Annotated in this window: 15 protein-coding genes and 1 pseudogene; 11 read left to right on the top strand and 5 right to left on the bottom strand. The window is 72.2% G+C overall.

Features of this window, described 5'->3' with window-relative positions:
* Window positions 1-158 precede the first annotated feature (158 nt).
* Window positions 159-731, bottom strand: a complete 573-nt coding sequence (locus tag B9S57_RS01745; RefSeq protein ID WP_103513756.1) for a SigE family RNA polymerase sigma factor — start codon at window positions 729-731, stop codon at window positions 159-161.
* Window positions 732-1,071: 340 nt separating this feature from the next.
* On the opposite strand from B9S57_RS01745, the gene B9S57_RS01740 reads away from it, so the two are divergent.
* A complete protein-coding gene (locus B9S57_RS01740) occupies window positions 1,072-2,601 on the top strand; it encodes an NCS2 family permease (RefSeq protein ID WP_258036172.1) in 1,530 nt (509 codons plus the stop codon).
* A gap of 45 nt (window positions 2,602-2,646) precedes the next feature.
* Here the strand turns inward: B9S57_RS01740 and B9S57_RS01735 are convergent, their stop codons facing one another.
* On the bottom strand, window positions 2,647-4,098 hold the full coding sequence (locus B9S57_RS01735) for a penicillin-binding protein 2 (protein ID WP_103513755.1): 1,452 nt from the start codon (window positions 4,096-4,098) through the stop codon (window positions 2,647-2,649).
* Between the two features lie 111 nt (window positions 4,099-4,209).
* Window positions 4,210-4,980 carry an IclR family transcriptional regulator gene (locus tag B9S57_RS01730; protein ID WP_103513754.1) on the bottom strand — a complete coding sequence of 257 codons (771 nt, stop codon included), beginning with the start codon at window positions 4,978-4,980 and terminating at the stop codon, window positions 4,210-4,212.
* 154 nt (window positions 4,981-5,134) lie between these two features.
* Here B9S57_RS01730 and B9S57_RS01725 point away from each other — a divergent pair, with 154 nt between their 5' ends.
* The 5 genes and pseudogenes from B9S57_RS01725 (at window position 5,135) to B9S57_RS01705 (ending at window position 9,572) form a co-directional block, all read left to right on the top strand.
* Complete coding sequence (locus B9S57_RS01725; protein ID WP_103513753.1) at window positions 5,135-6,655, top strand: aldehyde dehydrogenase (NADP(+)); 1,521 nt, start codon at window positions 5,135-5,137, stop codon at window positions 6,653-6,655.
* On the top strand, window positions 6,652-7,266 hold the full coding sequence (locus B9S57_RS01720; protein WP_103513752.1) for a DUF1349 domain-containing protein: 615 nt from the start codon (window positions 6,652-6,654) through the stop codon (window positions 7,264-7,266). The genes B9S57_RS01725 and B9S57_RS01720 overlap by 4 nt, the downstream gene beginning before the upstream one ends.
* Window positions 7,267-7,390: 124 nt before the next feature.
* Window positions 7,391-7,645, top strand: a pseudogene (locus tag B9S57_RS01715) (helix-turn-helix domain-containing protein); the annotation flags it as partial.
* 57 nt (window positions 7,646-7,702) lie between these two features.
* On the top strand, window positions 7,703-8,440 hold the full coding sequence (locus B9S57_RS01710; protein ID WP_103513751.1) for a DsbA family oxidoreductase: 738 nt from the start codon (window positions 7,703-7,705) through the stop codon (window positions 8,438-8,440).
* 70 nt (window positions 8,441-8,510) lie between these two features.
* The gene (locus tag B9S57_RS01705; protein ID WP_103513750.1) at window positions 8,511-9,572 is read left to right on the top strand and encodes an aminotransferase class V-fold PLP-dependent enzyme; all 1,062 of its coding nucleotides are present in this window, start codon (window positions 8,511-8,513) and stop codon (window positions 9,570-9,572) included.
* Window positions 9,573-9,606: 34 nt separating this feature from the next.
* Here B9S57_RS01705 and B9S57_RS01700 read toward each other — a convergent pair whose 3' ends face one another.
* On the bottom strand, window positions 9,607-10,110 hold the full coding sequence (locus tag B9S57_RS01700; RefSeq protein ID WP_103513749.1) for a MarR family winged helix-turn-helix transcriptional regulator: 504 nt from the start codon (window positions 10,108-10,110) through the stop codon (window positions 9,607-9,609).
* Between the two features lie 145 nt (window positions 10,111-10,255).
* Here B9S57_RS01700 and B9S57_RS01695 point away from each other — a divergent pair, with 145 nt between their 5' ends.
* The 4 genes from B9S57_RS01695 (at window position 10,256) to B9S57_RS01680 (ending at window position 13,288) form a co-directional block, all read left to right on the top strand.
* On the top strand, window positions 10,256-11,323 hold the full coding sequence (locus B9S57_RS01695; protein WP_103513748.1) for an alkene reductase: 1,068 nt from the start codon (window positions 10,256-10,258) through the stop codon (window positions 11,321-11,323).
* A 347-nt stretch (window positions 11,324-11,670) separates the two neighbouring features.
* The gene (locus B9S57_RS01690) at window positions 11,671-12,234 is read left to right on the top strand and encodes a dihydrofolate reductase family protein (RefSeq protein ID WP_103513747.1); all 564 of its coding nucleotides are present in this window, start codon (window positions 11,671-11,673) and stop codon (window positions 12,232-12,234) included.
* Between the two features lie 104 nt (window positions 12,235-12,338).
* Complete coding sequence (locus B9S57_RS01685) at window positions 12,339-12,833, top strand: MarR family winged helix-turn-helix transcriptional regulator (RefSeq protein ID WP_103513746.1); 495 nt, start codon at window positions 12,339-12,341, stop codon at window positions 12,831-12,833.
* Window positions 12,830-13,288: a MarR family transcriptional regulator gene (locus B9S57_RS01680; protein ID WP_103513745.1), complete on the top strand. Its 459-nt coding sequence runs from the start codon at window positions 12,830-12,832 to the stop codon at window positions 13,286-13,288. Before B9S57_RS01685 ends, B9S57_RS01680 begins: the two co-directional genes overlap by 4 nt.
* A 143-nt stretch (window positions 13,289-13,431) precedes the next feature.
* On the opposite strand, the gene B9S57_RS01675 is transcribed toward B9S57_RS01680, so the two are convergent.
* Window positions 13,432-13,752 carry a DUF664 domain-containing protein gene (locus B9S57_RS01675; protein WP_308457372.1) on the bottom strand — a complete coding sequence of 107 codons (321 nt, stop codon included), beginning with the start codon at window positions 13,750-13,752 and terminating at the stop codon, window positions 13,432-13,434.
* A 76-nt stretch (window positions 13,753-13,828) separates the two neighbouring features.
* On the opposite strand from B9S57_RS01675, the gene B9S57_RS01670 reads away from it, so the two are divergent.
* Entirely contained in the window at window positions 13,829-14,353 is a 525-nt protein-coding gene (locus B9S57_RS01670; protein WP_103513743.1) for a GNAT family N-acetyltransferase, read from the top strand.
* The last annotated feature ends 51 nt before the right edge of the window (window positions 14,354-14,404 follow it).

Here is a 14,404-nt window from a genome sequence, read left to right as displayed (position 1 = left end):
GGCGACCCGCAGCCACGGCATCGGCGCGCGCGGGGCGCGTGCGGGACGGGCCGGCGGCTCCTCACCCATGCCGCGCTCGACCCGGGCCAGCATCCGGGCCCGGTCGGGGCGGTGGGAAGCGGCCGCCGTGCGCAGCCGCTCCCGCAGGTCCTCGTCCATCAGAGCCTTCCTCCGGTGCGCTGCCCGGCGGCCGCCACCTGTACCTGTGCCGCCGGGGTCTCGGATCCGAGCAGCCGCTGGAGTTCCGCCACACCGCGCGACGTCTGGCTCTTCACCGTACCGACCGACACACCGAGGACGAGGGCGGTGTCCCGTTCGGACAGGTCGAAGGCGTGCCGCAGCACCACGCACGCACGCTTGCGGAACGGCAGCCGCCGCAGGGCCCCTTGGACGTCGACCACCGCCGACACGTCGGGGCCGTCCGCCGCGTAGCCGTCCCCCGCGCCGCGGGGCGCCCAGAACAGCGCGATCCGGCGGCGCTCGCGCACCGCGCTGCGGATGCGCGTACGGGCCAGGTTGGCGACGACGCCCCTCGCGTAGGCCGCCGGGTGGTCGGCGCCCCTGATCCGGTCCCAGCGGTGCCAGAGCGCCATGAGCGCGTCGGCGGCCAGGTCGTCCGCCGCGTCGGCCTCACCCGTCAGCAGATGGGCGAGCCGGGCGAGTTCGGCGTAGTGCGCCTCGAAGAACGCCCGGAACTCGGCGGCAGCAGCATCATCCACGCCTGTGCCCACGGAAACCTCTCCTCTGCTCCTCCGCACGGGATTCCCGCGCGCTCGAACCGGTTGTGTACGTTCCCAGTCGGGGGGTGCGGGGCGAGAGCGTACCAACGCCTGCCCCGGAAGCGCTTCGACGCGTGTGTGACTCCAGTAAGGCGTAACACCGCGAAAACCTGAACCCCCCTGCGTCAGGTGAAGCGCCGGGCGGGCGATCCGGCGGCACACCGGGAACAGCACGACGAGGCCGGCCCGGGGCGTGATCACGCAAGACGTAACACGGCGAAAACCTGAGAACCCCGTGGCCGGGCCACAATCCGGCTGACCGTCGCGTGATCCGTACACCAGGAGGAGTGCCATGCCGGACAGACCTGAGACCACCCCGCCCGTGAGCAGGGCCGAGGACGCCGCCGAGGTCCCGAAGCCCGCGGTGTCCCCGGAGGGCGCCGTCCCCGACGGGCCCGTGGCCAGGGCGACCGGCCGGCGGGCAGCGGTCGACCGCTTCTTCTCCATCAGCGCCCGCGGTTCGGACTTCGGACGTGAGATACGCGGTGGCTTCGCCACCTTCTTCACGATGGCCTACATCCTGGTGCTCAACCCGATCATCCTCGGATCGGCCGAGGACAAGTTCGGCGACCACCTGTCCGGGCCTCAACTCGTCACCGCCACCGCCCTGGTGGCCGCGGTGATGACCGTCGTCATGGGGATCGGCGGCAATCTGCCGCTGGCCCTCGCCGCGGGGCTCGGCCTGAACGCCGTCGCCGCCTTCCAGCTCGCCCCCCTCATGAGCTGGCCCGACGCGATGGGGCTCATCGTCATCGAGGGCCTGCTGATCTGCGTCCTGGTGGTCACCGGGCTGCGCGAGGCGATCATGCACGCGATCCCCGCGTCCCTCAAGCAGGCCATCAGCGTCGGCATCGGGCTGTTCATCGCGTTCATCGGCTTCGTCGACGCCGGCTTCGTCTCCCGCATCCCCGGCGAGACCGGTTCCGTGCCCGTCCAGCTCGGCGCCACGGGACATCTCTCCGGATGGCCGGTCCTGGTCTTCTGCCTCGGCGTCCTGCTCACCGTCGCCCTGCTCGCCCGCAGGACGAAGGGTGCCATCCTCATCAGCATCGTCGTGACCACCGTCGTAGCCGTGATCATCAACGAGATCGCCGACATCGCCCCCACCGCGTGGGGCCTGACCGTGCCCGCCGTCCCCGACGACCTCGTGGCCGCCCCGGACTTCGGGCTGATCGGCTCCTTCAGCCTCTTCGGGGCGTTCCAGCAGGTCGGTGTCCTCACCATCGTGCTGCTGGTCTTCACCCTGCTGCTGAGCGACTTCTTCGACACCATGGGCACCGTCGTCGGCGTCTCCCACGAGGCGGGACTCCTCGGCGAGGACGGCAAGGTCCCGCGCCTGGGCCGGGTCCTGCTCATCGACGGTGCGGCGGCCGTCGCGGGCGGCGCTGCGTCCGCCTCCTCGGCCACGTCCTACGTCGAGTCCGCCGCGGGCGTCGGCGAGGGCGCCCGTACCGGCTTCGCCTCCCTCGTCACCGGCGGCCTCTTCGCCGTCGCGCTGTTCCTCACCCCCCTGGCCACGATCGTGCCGGCCCAGGCCGCCGCGCCCGCCCTGGTCGCCGTCGGCTTCATGCTGATGGCGCAGGTGAGGCACATCGACTGGGAGAAGTACGAGGTCGCCATCCCGGCCTTCCTCACGATCGCCGTGATGCCGTTCACGTACTCGATCACCAACGGCATCGGCGCGGGATTCGTCTCCTACGTCGTGATCAAGGCCGTCCTCGGCAGGGCCAAGGAGATCCACTGGCTGCTGTGGGGCACGGCCGCGCTGTTCGCCGCGTACTTCGCGATCGACCCGATCGAGCAGCTGCTCGGGGTGAAGTAGCCACGGGCGTCCCGCCGCCGCCCGGCCGGGCGGCGGCGGAAGCGCTCACCCCTTCAGGGCCGCCTTCATCATCTTCTGCGCGATCGGCGCGGCCAGGCCGTTGCCGCTGACCTCGGAACGGGCCGCCCCGGAGTCCTCGACGACCACGGCGACCGCGACCTGCTTGCCGGTGGAGTCGTCCTCGGCGTACGAGGTGAACCAGGCGTACGGGGTGTTGCTGTTGTCCACGCCGTTCTGCGCGGTCCCCGTCTTGCCGCCGACCTCGGCGCCGTCGATCTTCGCGTTGCTCCCGGTGCCCTCCTCCACGACCGTGACCATCGCGCTGCGCAGCTGCTCGGCCGTCGACTCCTTCACGACGCGCTCGGTGTCGCCGTCCGGGTACTCCTGCAGCGTGGAGCCGTCGGCGTCCTTCACCTTGGAGACCATGTGGGGCGAGGCCAGCTCACCGCCGTTGCCGAGGGCCGCGGAGACCATGGCCATCTGCATCGGGGTGGCGGTCACCTCGAACTGCCCGATGCCGGTCAGCGCGGTCTGCGCCTTGTCCATGTCCTTCGGGTAGACGCTCTCGGACGCCCGCACGGGCACGTCCAGCTCCTTCGTGTCGAAACCGAAGGCGTCGGCCATCTCCTTCAGCTTGTCCTGGCCGAGATCGGCCGCGACCTTGGCGAAGACGGTGTTGCAGGAGTACTGGAGCGCGGTGCGCAGCGTGGCGTTCTCGCAGGGCGCCGAGGCGTTCTCGTTCCTCAGGACCGTGCTCGTGCCCGGCAGTGTGTACGGATCGGGGCTGTCCGTGGCCTCGTCGACCGAGTCGTACAGGCCGTTCTCCAGCGCCGCCGAGGCCACCACCAGCTTGAACGTCGAGCCGGGCGGCAGCGGCTGCCGCAGTGCCCGGTTGACCAGGGGCTTGCTCGTGTCGTCGAGCAGCTTCTGCCAGGTGCCGGAGTCCCCCGTCCCGCTGATGTCGGACGGATCGTACGAGGGCGAGGAGACCATCCCCAGGATCCGCCCGGTCTCCGGGTCCATCGCGACGGCCGCGCCCCGGTCGTCGCCGAGTGCGTCGTAGGCGGCCTTCTGCACACCGGGGTCGATGGTCGTCAGCACGTCTCCGGGGGCCGTCTGCTTGCCGGTGATCAGATCCGCGGGATTCTTGAGCCGGTCGTCGGTGCCGTCGAGGACATCGCTGTAGATGCCCTCCAGCTGCGTGGCGCCGTAGGCCTGGGAGCTGTAGCCGGTGACCGACGCGTACAGATCGCCCTGGGGGTAGGTGCGCTTGTAGCGGAGGTCGTCGCCGTCCGTCTCCTTCGAACCGGTGACCGGGGATCCGGCCACGATGATGTCGCCGAGCGGCTGCGCGTACTGCGCGATCGTGTTCCGCCGGTTGTGTTCGTCGTCTGCGAGCGCCCGGCCGTCGTACGCCTGCACCCAGGTCACCCGCACCAGCAGGGCGAGGACCATGAGCAGACAGAAGACCGAGGCGCGCCTGATCGTCTTGTTCATCCCGCTGGAGGGACGAACGGGGACACCTGGGGCGTTCCCGTTCGTGTTCCTTCTCACCGCTTTCTCAGGCACGCCGTACCGGCCCCGGGGCCGGTACGGCGTGCCCGGCGGTCAGAGCCTGCGGGTCGCCAGGGTGAGCCGGTCGCGGGCGTCGAAGAGGGCGTCCTTGACCATCTGCTCGTGCGCCGGGGTGAGCCGGGCGACCGGGACCGAGCAGCTGATCGCGTCGCGCGACGGCGTGCGGTACGGGACCGCGACGCCGAAGCAGCGCAGACCCAGGGTGTTCTCCTCGCGGTCCACCGCGTATCCCTGCTCGCGGATGACGTGCAGTTCCTCGATGAGCTTCTCGCGGTCGGTGAGGGTGTGCTCGGTCAGCGCCGGCAGGGTCTCGGGCAGCATCGTGCGGACCTGCTCGTCACTGTGGGTCGCCAGCAGCGCCTTGCCGAGCGAGGTGGAGTGGGCGGGCAGCCGGCGGCCGACACGGGTGAAGGGACGCAGGTAGTGCTGGGACTGCCGGGTGGCGAGGTAGACCACGTTCGTCCCGTCGAGCCGGGCCAGGTGGATGGTCTCCGTGGTGTCGTCGGAGAGCCGGTCCAGAGTGGGGCGGGCGGCCGCCACGACCTCGTCGCCGTCGATGTAGGAGGTGCCGACGAGCAGGGCCCTCACGCCGATCCCGTAGCGCGTGCCCGTGGCGTCGGTCTCCACCCAGCCGAGCTCCACCAGGGTGCGCAGCAGCATGTAGAGGCTGGACTTGGGGTAGCCGACGGCCTCCTGCACAGCGGCCAGCGAGTGCATGCCGGGGCGCCCCGCGAAGTATTCGAGGAGTTCCACCGTCCGTACCGCGGACTTGACCTGTGCCCCACCGGGCTCGCCGACCGACATCCCTTGTGCCCCTTCCAGCCTTCTTGCACGACCCTGCGACTTCTTGCCAACACGGAGCGCCCGGAAATAGAGTTCCTGTGTATTCACGTTCAGGAACGCTGTTCAGAATACCGAACAACTTCTCCTGTGTGGCAGTGGAACGGAAGGAAATACGGTGGCAGCAGCACCAGTCTGGAGCGTCGACCCCCGTACGGGGAACCCGCGCGAGCAGGTTGCGGTGGAGGCTACAGCGGAGGAGGTCGACCGTGCGGTCCGGGCGGCGCACGCCGTGCGCGGCGCGCTGGCCGACCGCACCGTGCGCGCCGCCTTCCTGCGCACCGCGGCCGACCTCCTCGCCGAGGCCCAGGAACACGTCATCGAGGCGGCCGACGCGGAGACCGCGCTCGGCCCGGCCCGGCTGACCGGCGAACTCGCCCGCACGGCCGCCCAGCTGCGGGCCTTCGCCGAGGTCGTCGACGAGGGGGCCTTCCTCGACATCCACATCGACCACGAGGACGGCAGCCGGACCCCGCCCTGGCCGGACCTGCGCCGCTACAAGATCCCGCTCGGTGTCGTCGCCGTCTACGCCGCCAGCAACTTCCCGCTCGCCTTCTCCGTCCCGGGCGGCGACACCGCCAGCGCGCTCGCCGCGGGCTGCCCGGTCGTCGTCAAGGCGCACCCCGACCACCCCGCGACCTCGGAGATCTGCGCCTCGCTGCTGCGCAGGGCCGCGGCGCAGAACGGCCTTCCCGAGGACGTCCTGACCGTGGTCCACGGCTTCGAGGCGGGTGTCGAGCTGGTGAAGCACCCGCTCGTCTCCGCCGCCGGATTCACCGGCTCGATCCGCGGTGGCCGCGCCCTCTTCGACGCGGCGGCGGCCCGGCCCACCCCGATCCCCTTCCACGGCGAGCTCGGCTCGCTCAACCCCGTCGTCGTCACCGAAGCGGCAGCCGCCGAGCGCGGTGAGCAGATCGGCGCCGGACTCGGCGGCTCGATGACCATGGGCGCCGGGCAGTTCTGCACCAAGCCCGGCTTCGTGTTCGCCCCCTCCGGCGAGGCGGGCGACCAGCTGCTGAAGTCGCTGACCGAGACCGTCAGCGGCACCGGCGCCGGTGTCATGCTCGACCACCGGATGCGCGACGCCTTCGTCCACGGGGTGGCCGAGCGCGCCTCCCTCCCGGACGTCGAGGCTCCGGTCACCCCGGGCGCGGGCGGCGAACACACGGTCTCCCCGGGCTTCTTCACCGTGCCGGCGCAGCGCCTCGCGCAGGAGGGGCCCCACGACGCCCTCCTGGAGGAGTGCTTCGGCCCGGTCACCGTCGTCGCCCGCTACGAGACGCCGGACGAGATCACCGCCGTGCTCTCCCGGCTGCCGGGCAACCTCACCGCCACCCTCCAGATCGCCACCGAGGAGGCCGACGGCAGCGCCGCCGGGCTCCTGGCCGAGCTGACCCCGGTGGCCGGACGCGTCCTGGTCAACGGCTGGCCGACCGGTGTCGCCGTCGCACCAGCCCAGCACCACGGCGGCCCCTACCCGGCCACCACCTCCACCTCGACCTCGGTCGGCGCCACGGCGATCGAGCGCTGGCTGCGCCCGGTCAGCTACCAGTCGACCCCCGAGGCGCTGCTGCCCCCGGAGCTCCGCGAGGACAACCCGCAGAACCTGCCGCGCCGGGTCGACGGGCGCCGCGCATGACGGCCGTACACCTCCCCGAGCTCCCGTTCCCCCTGGAACCGGCGGGTCCCGAGGGCGGATGGGCGTACGCCGACGGCGTGCTGACCGGCTCGGCGGGTGCGAAGCAGGACCGTTTCGTCCCGCCAGGCGGCGAGAGCCTGGAGCCCGCGTCCGACGCACCGCGCCTGCTCGGTGGCGTGCCCGAGGGCGACTTCCAGCTGATCGCCCGGGTGGACGTCGGCTTCGCCGCCGCCTTCGACGCGGGGGTCCTCTACCTCCACGTCGGCGAGCGGGAGTGGGCGAAGCTCTGTCTGGAGCTCTCCCCAAAGCGCCCCACGGTCTGCACCGTGGTCACGCGGGGCCACTCCGACGACGTGAACTCCGCCGTGGTGGAGGGGAACAGCCACTGGATGCGCCTCAGTCGTGTCGGCAGTTCCTTCGCCTTCCACGCCTCGGCGGACGGTGAGCGGTGGACCTTCGTCCGGGTGTTCACCCTCGGCACGGAGGAGGAGCGGGCCGCGGCCCGCGTGGGCTTCCTCGTCCAGTCACCCACGGGCGACGGCTGCACCGCGTCGTTCGACAGGATCGTCTTCCGGCCCACCGGCCTCGGCGACCTGCGCGACGGCAGCTGACAAACCCGCGCCCACAGAGACCGAGGGCCCGGATCCGAGAGGATCCGGGCCCTCGGTCCGTGCCGGGCCCCTCTTCGCCGGCGAGGCCCGGTGGCACGGTGCGGCGCTCGACCTCTGCCTTCACGCCGAGACGGGGCTCAGCCCGCTCCAGTGGCTGCTGCACCAGCGCATCGAGCGTGCCCGCGAGCTGCTGGAGACCACGACCCTGCCCCTGGACCAGGTCGCCTGCGCCAGCGGTCTCGGCTCCTCCGATGCGATGCGCCGGCACATTCGGCGCAGGCTCGGGCTGCCCCCGAGCGCCTACCGCACCTCCTTCGGCCGAGTCGCTTCCGGGGCTTCGGGGGCCCGCGGGGAATCAGGTGCCCGGGTCCTGCGTTGAACCGGCGGCGGAGGCCCCCTCCGCACCGGGACTGCAGAGCTGGAGAGTAGAAGAGTCATGCGCGTCGAGATATGGAGCGACATCGCCTGCCCGTGGTGCTACGTCGGAAAGGCCCGCTTCGAGAAGGGGCTCGCCGGCTTCGCCCACCGTGACGAGGTCGAGGTGGTCCACCGCTCCTTCGAGCTCGACCCGGGCCGGGCCAAGGGCGACACGGAGCAGGTCCTCGACATGCTGGCGCAGAAGTACGGGCGCACCGTCGAGGAGGCCCGCGGCATGGAGGCCAACGTCGCGGCGAACGCCCAGGCCGAGGGGCTCGGCTACCGCACCGAGGGGCGCGATCACGGCAGCACCTTCGACATCCACCGGCTGCTCCACCTCGCCAAGGCCCGCGGGCGCCAGGACGAGCTGCTGACGCTCGTCTACCGGGCCAATTTCGCCGAGGAGCGCTCGGTCTTCGACGACGTGGTGCTGGCCGGCCTGGCCGTCGAGGCGGGGCTCGACGCCGACGAGGCGCGTGCGGTGCTGGCCGACCCCGAGGCGTACGCCGCTGACGTGCGGGCCGATGAGCGCGAGGCCTCGGAGCTGGGTGCCAACGCGGTGCCCTTCTTCGTCTTCGACCGGCGCTACGGCATCTCGGGGGGACAGCCCGCCGAGGTCTTCGTGCAGGCCCTGGAGCAGGCGTGGAAGGACCGTCAGGCCACCCGTCTCACCCAGGTCGGCGGGGACGCCGCGGCGTGCGACGCCGACGGGGTCTGTGAAGTCCCGCAGGTGGAGGTGTCCGACCAGCGCGTATAAGGATGTCTTGGGTGTGCCGCTCAAAGATGCGTGATTGACGTGGAGTTGAGCGGCCGTCAGGCTGGACCGCATGGAGAATTCTGCGATCGACCAGGTCAGGGCAAGTGAATTCGCATCCGAATCCACGTATCTCAACACCTCGACCTGCGGGCTGCTGCCCCGCCGGGCCGTCGAGGCCGTCATGAAGCTGGCCGGTGAGAGCGCCCTGGGTGTCCGGGGCGGTGTGGGCAGCTTCGACTCGGTGGACGCCGCCCGCGCCGGCTTCGCGCGGCTCGCCGGTGTCCCGGCCGCCCGGGTGGCGGTCGGCGGCTCCGTCGCCGCGCATGTGGGGCTCGTCGCGGCATCCCTCCCGTCGGGGGCCGAAGTCCTGGCGCCGACCGGGGAGTTCAGTTCCGTCGTCAGCCCGTTCGCCGCGCGGGGTGACCTCAAGATGCGCTACGTCCCGCTGACGGAGCTGGCGGACGCGGTGCGGCCCGGTACCGCGCTCGTCGCCTTCTCGGCCGTCCAGTCGGCCGACGGCCGGGTCGCGGACCTGGACGCGGTCCGCGCGGCTGCTGCCGCACACGGAGTGCGGACGATGCTCGACGCCAGCCAGTCGGCGGGATGGCTGCCGCTGGACGCCGGGGCGTACGACTACACCGTCACCGGCGGGTACAAGTTCCTCATGTGCCCCCGGGGTTCGTCGTTCCTGACCGTGACCGAGGAGGCGCAGGAGGCCCTGCCGACGCTCTTCGCGAACTGGGCCGCGGCGGAGGACCGCTGGGGCAGCACGTACGGGCCGGTCGAGAAGCTCGCCGCCGATGCCCGGCGTTTCGACGAACCGGTCGCGTTCCTCGCCTACCACGGGGCCGAGCAGTCCCTGGGGCTGCTGGCCGAGGTCGGGGTGGAGGCCGTGCACGTCCGTGCCACCCGGCTCGCCGCCCGCTTCCGGGAGGGGCTGGCGTCCCTCGGCCACGCCGCGGTGCCCGGGACCTCGGCGATCGTCGCCGTGCCCGGCCTGGGCGGCAAGGAGCCCGATCTGGCGGCGGCCGGGGTGATGGTCTCGGCCCGGGCGGGGAACCTGCGGGCGGCCCTCCACCTGTACAACACCGAGGCCGACGTCGACCGCGCCCTGGAGGTGCTGTCCGGCTGACTCCGGCCCGGACGTGCTGTCCGGAGAGCCCGGGTCACGGCGCGGGGCAGTCCCCGGACCCCTGGCAGAGGTTCTCCTCCACCCGGGCGAGCAGCCGCGTCAGCTCCGCGCGCTCGGCCGGTCCGAGCCCGGCGAGAGTCTGCTCCTCCAGGCCCGACCAGGCGTCGCGCACCTCGGCGCGCAGGGCGCAGCTCTTCTCCGTCGCCTCGACCAGGACGGCCCGGCGGTCGTCCGGGTCGGGGCGACGGCTCACGTGCCCGGCCTGTTCGAGGCGCTGGAGCATCTTGGTGACGGTGGACGGGTCGAGGTCCACGGCCTTGATCAGCTCGGCCTGGCGGACCGCCCCGGTGTCCCACAGGTGCATCATCAGGAACTCCTGGCCCGGGTAGAGCCCCAGCCCCCTGAGCAGTCGGCCCGCCGTACTCCGGTGCAGCCGGGCGACCCGTGAGACGGCGTGGCTGACAGGGCCGCCGAGGGCCGCGCTCGGCAGCCCGCCGACGCAGGCGGGATCGGCGGAGGTGCGGGTGTCGGCCTGCATCGTGACTCCTCAGTGCGGTGCCGCTGCCCGGTTCGAGGCCGGGTTCATGACGTCCCTGCGCATATTACCTTGGTCGGCCAATTAATGCGTTACAGTGGCCTCGCGTCGATTACTTGGCCGACCACATAATCTCCCGGAGGCTCCCATGACCACCGTGTTCGATCCCATCGACCTTTCCGGTACTCAGCTCTCCAACCGCATCGCCCTCGCGCCGATGACCCGCAGCAGGGCCGGCGAGGGGGGCACGGCCACCGACCTCACCGTCGACTACTACACCCAGCGCGCCTCGGCCGGGCTGATCATCACCGAGGGCATCCAGCCGTCCGTGGTGGGCCAGGGATACCCGTCGACCCCGGGTCTGCACAGTGCCGAGCAGGTCGCCTCCTGGCGCAAGGTCACCGACTCGGTCCACGCGGCCGGCGGCCGGATCTTCGCCCAGATCATGCACGCGGGCCGGATCGGTCACCCCGTCCTGCTGCCGGACGGACTGACCCCGGTGGCGCCCTCCCCGGTCACGGCGCCCGGACAGGTCTACACCCACGTGGGCCCGAAGGACTTCGTCGAGCCGCGCGAGCTGACCGACGCGGAGATCCGCGCGACCGTCGGCGACTTCGTCACGGCCTCCCGCAACGCCGTGGAGGCGGGCTTCGACGGCGTCGAACTGCACGGCGCCAACGGCTACCTGATCCAGCAGTTCCTGGCCCCCAACACCAACCTGCGCACCGACGGGTGGGGCGGCTCGGAGGCCGCCCGCATCCGGTTCGCGGTGGAAGTGGTCAAGTCGGTCGCCGCCGAGATCGGTGCCGAGCGCACCGCGCTGCGGATCTCGCCCGGAAACCCCTACAACGGAATCGAGGAGCCCGAGCCCGACGCGCTCTACACGGCGCTCGTCGCGGAGCTGGAGCCGCTCGGCCTGGCCTACCTGCACGTGCTGGAGCAGGCCGACACGCGTGAGCTGACGCTCGCGCTGCGCAAGCGGTTCACCGGGACGCTCGTCATCAACGTGTTCTCCGACGGGCCGACCGGGCCCGAGCACCACGCGGTCATCGACGACGGGATCGCCGACATCATCGCCTACGGTGCGCTGTTCCTCGCCAACCCGGACCTTCCGGCCCGGCTGAGGGCCGGTGGACCGTTCAACACTCCGGACCCGTCCACCTTCTTCGGCGGCGATGCGAAGGGCTACACCGACTATCCCGCGCTGACGGCCTGAGGCCGCCTGCGGCAGCCCCGTCCCCCGGTGCCGTGAGCCGCGCCCCGGGGGCGGGGCTGCCGGTGAGCACGCTGTCACCAGCCGCGAACGAGGGGTGTCACGAGGCGCCGCTCGGCCCCCGCGGTGTACGGCGAGGGGGGCGGCCGGGAGTGCCACCCGGGCGCGCGGCGGCCGGAGCGCGCGCCCGCTTCCGAGCTCGGTCACCGGTTCGATCGCCACGCCGGCCCCGCCCTTCCGGCCCCGCCGCGGTGAATCCGGTATGTACTGCGGCAGTGCGGGCCGGCCGGTGTCTTCTCCGCGCCGTACCGGTCTGTACGCCGAACACCGACTCACGGAGGCATGACGCCATGCGGAAACTGGCCTTTGCCATGAACGTCAGCCTGGACGGCTACATCGCCGCGCCCGGCGACGACATCGGCTGGAGCGAGCCGAGCGACGAGCTGTTCCAGTGGTGGTCCGACCGGGTGGGCGCGACGGGCCTGGCACTGTACGGGCGCAAGCTGTGGGAGGCGATGAGCTCCCACTGGCCGACCGCCGACAAGCAGCCGGGTGCCACACCGGCGGTGATCGAGTACGCCGGCCGCTGGCGGGACATGCCGAAGGTGGTGTTCTCCTCCACGACCGGCACGGTCGACCGGAACACCCGTCTGGTCACCGGCGACGCGGTCACCGAGATCACCAGGCTCAAGGCCGACGACGGCGGCCCCATGGACATCGCCGGTGCCACACTCGCCGCGGCGGCCATGCGGGCCGGGCTGATCGACGAGTACGCGATGGTCACCCATCCGGTCCTGGTGGGCGGCGGCACGCCGTTCTTCACGGCCCTGGACCACCGGGTGAACCTGAGCCTGGTGGAGACCCGGACGTTTCCCGGCGGCCTGGTCCTGACCAGGTACGTGACCAAGCGCTGAGCGCTCGGCGTCGGATCGGCGCGGGCTCCGGGCGCCCACCGGGGTGATCCGGGACGGCCCGAAAACAGTAGCCATGGACATAGTAGCCATGTACTCTATGTGTCATGAGCAGGACTTCGCCGGAGCCCACGCCCGGCTTTCTGGTGTGGCGGCTCGCCAACAAGTGGCGGGTCGCCGTCGATCGCGCGCTGGCTCCGCTGGGTCTCACACACGCGCAGTACGCGCTGGTGGCGTCGCTGCACGGCATGCGGCGCACCGGTGAGCGGCCCAGCCAGCGCGGGCTCGCCGACCACACCGGCCTGGAGGCGCTGTACGTCTCCAAGCTGGCGCGCGCCCTGGAGGCCTCCGGGCTGATCGAGCGCACCCGCGATCCCCGCGACCCGCGTGCCGTGCAGCTCGCCCTCACCGAGCGGGGCCAGGACGTCACGCGGCAGGCCATCACAGCGGTCCAGCAGCTCCTTCAGCAGTTGCTGGAGCCACTCGGCGGCCTCGACGGTCCGCGGACACGTGCGTTCACCGACGAGCTGACGACCCTGCTCGACGTACCTCTCGCTCCGTCCGTACCGAACGACGAGACCACTCAGGGGACGACGCCATGACGACCACCGCCTCCACCACCGCACCCGCCGCCGACGCCCGCACCCTCGGCCTGGCCCACCACGCCGCCCGCGGCGTCCTGGAGCACTTCCTCACGCGGCACGGCGCCACGTTCCCGCAGCAGGTCACCCTGCGCGCCGCCGTCACCGCCGAGGCCCCGCAGACGCCGGACGACCTCGTCACCCAGGTCCGGGGCTTCCTCAAGGCCGATCCGGCCGACATCCGTGTCATCCTCGACGAACTCCTGGCCGAGGGGCTGCTCGTCGAGGCCGGACCGCACCTCCGGCCCACGGACGCGGGGCGCGAACTGTTCGCGGCCGTGGCCGCGGAGACGGCCCCCGTCTCCGCCCGCGTCTGGGGCGGGATCCCGGCCGAGGACCTGGCCGCCGCCGGCCGTGTCCTCGCCCTGGTCACCGAGCGCGCCGAGGCTGAGCTCGCGGCGCTGGAGGCCGCCTGACCGCCCGAAGGCCCCGCGGCGCACCGGGCATCCGTCCTGACGACCCGTCAGTAGGCGGGTGTCCGACCGGCCCTACGAGGTCAGGACCAGCCGGCGGCGGCCGTCGATGAGCTCCCGGGCCGGTCGCCGAAGAGGTGCTGCGGTCACCACGCCAGGAGGGTGTCCGCCGACGTGGCGGTGATGATCGCGTCGGCGAGCTCCGCCTCCCGGCGGTAGCCTGCCAGGACCCCGGTGGCAGGCACGTCCGGGCCCACCTGCCAGGCGTCCTCGCAGTCGCCGAGGCCGCCGATGACGTCCCGGTCCCCGGCGACGACGGCACGGAACCAGAACGGTTCGACGTCCAGGGCGAGATGCCGCGTGAGCCCCAGGCCGGACCACCCCGACGGCCGGCCGAGTTGCCGTCCTCGAACATCCGGCCCTTCCGCCCCGCGCAGGTGGCGCGAACGGCGATCTTCCCGCACCACCCGCGCGGAGACCGTCGGAAGCCGGGGAGTACGGCACACCGGACGGCCCCCGTGGGAGACTTCGGCCGTGAACGACATGACGGCGCACGACCTACGGATCAGGCCGGGCACCCCGGCCGACGCACCGGTCATCCTGGACATGCTCGATGCCGCCGTGGCCTGGATGAACGCCCGCGGCAACACCGAACAGTGGGGCACGGTCCCGTATTCGCAGACCACCGGCGGGGCCGCCCGGGTCGAGCGCTACACCAACGAGAACGCGCCGTACGTCGCGGAGCTGGACGGCGAGCCCGTCGGGGCGATGGTGCTCGACCACGGCCCCAGCCCCCGGATGCCGATCGCCGCGGCCGGGGAACCGGAGCGGTACGTACGCCTGCTGGTCTCCGACCGGACGCACGCCGGCCGGGGCATCGGCGCGGCCCTGCTGGCCCACGCCGTGGAGGAGACCCGGCGGGCGGGAGTCGATCTGCTGCGGGTCGACTGCTGGGCGGGCGGGGGAGGGGAACTGGTCGCGTACTACGAGCGCAACGGCTTCGCCCCCACGGACCGCTTCCTGTCCGGGACCTGGCCCGGACAGGTGCTGGCCATGCGGCTGGGCTGACGCCCCCGGCTCGAGCCGGCCGACTGCCCCCGCGAGCCGAGGCCCCGGCCG

Source organism: Streptomyces sp. SM10, assembly GCF_002910915.1.
GTDB lineage: Bacteria > Actinomycetota > Actinomycetes > Streptomycetales > Streptomycetaceae > Streptomyces.
The sequence above is the reverse complement of the archived record's forward strand: the minus strand, read 5'-3'. Positions and strand labels throughout refer to the sequence as shown.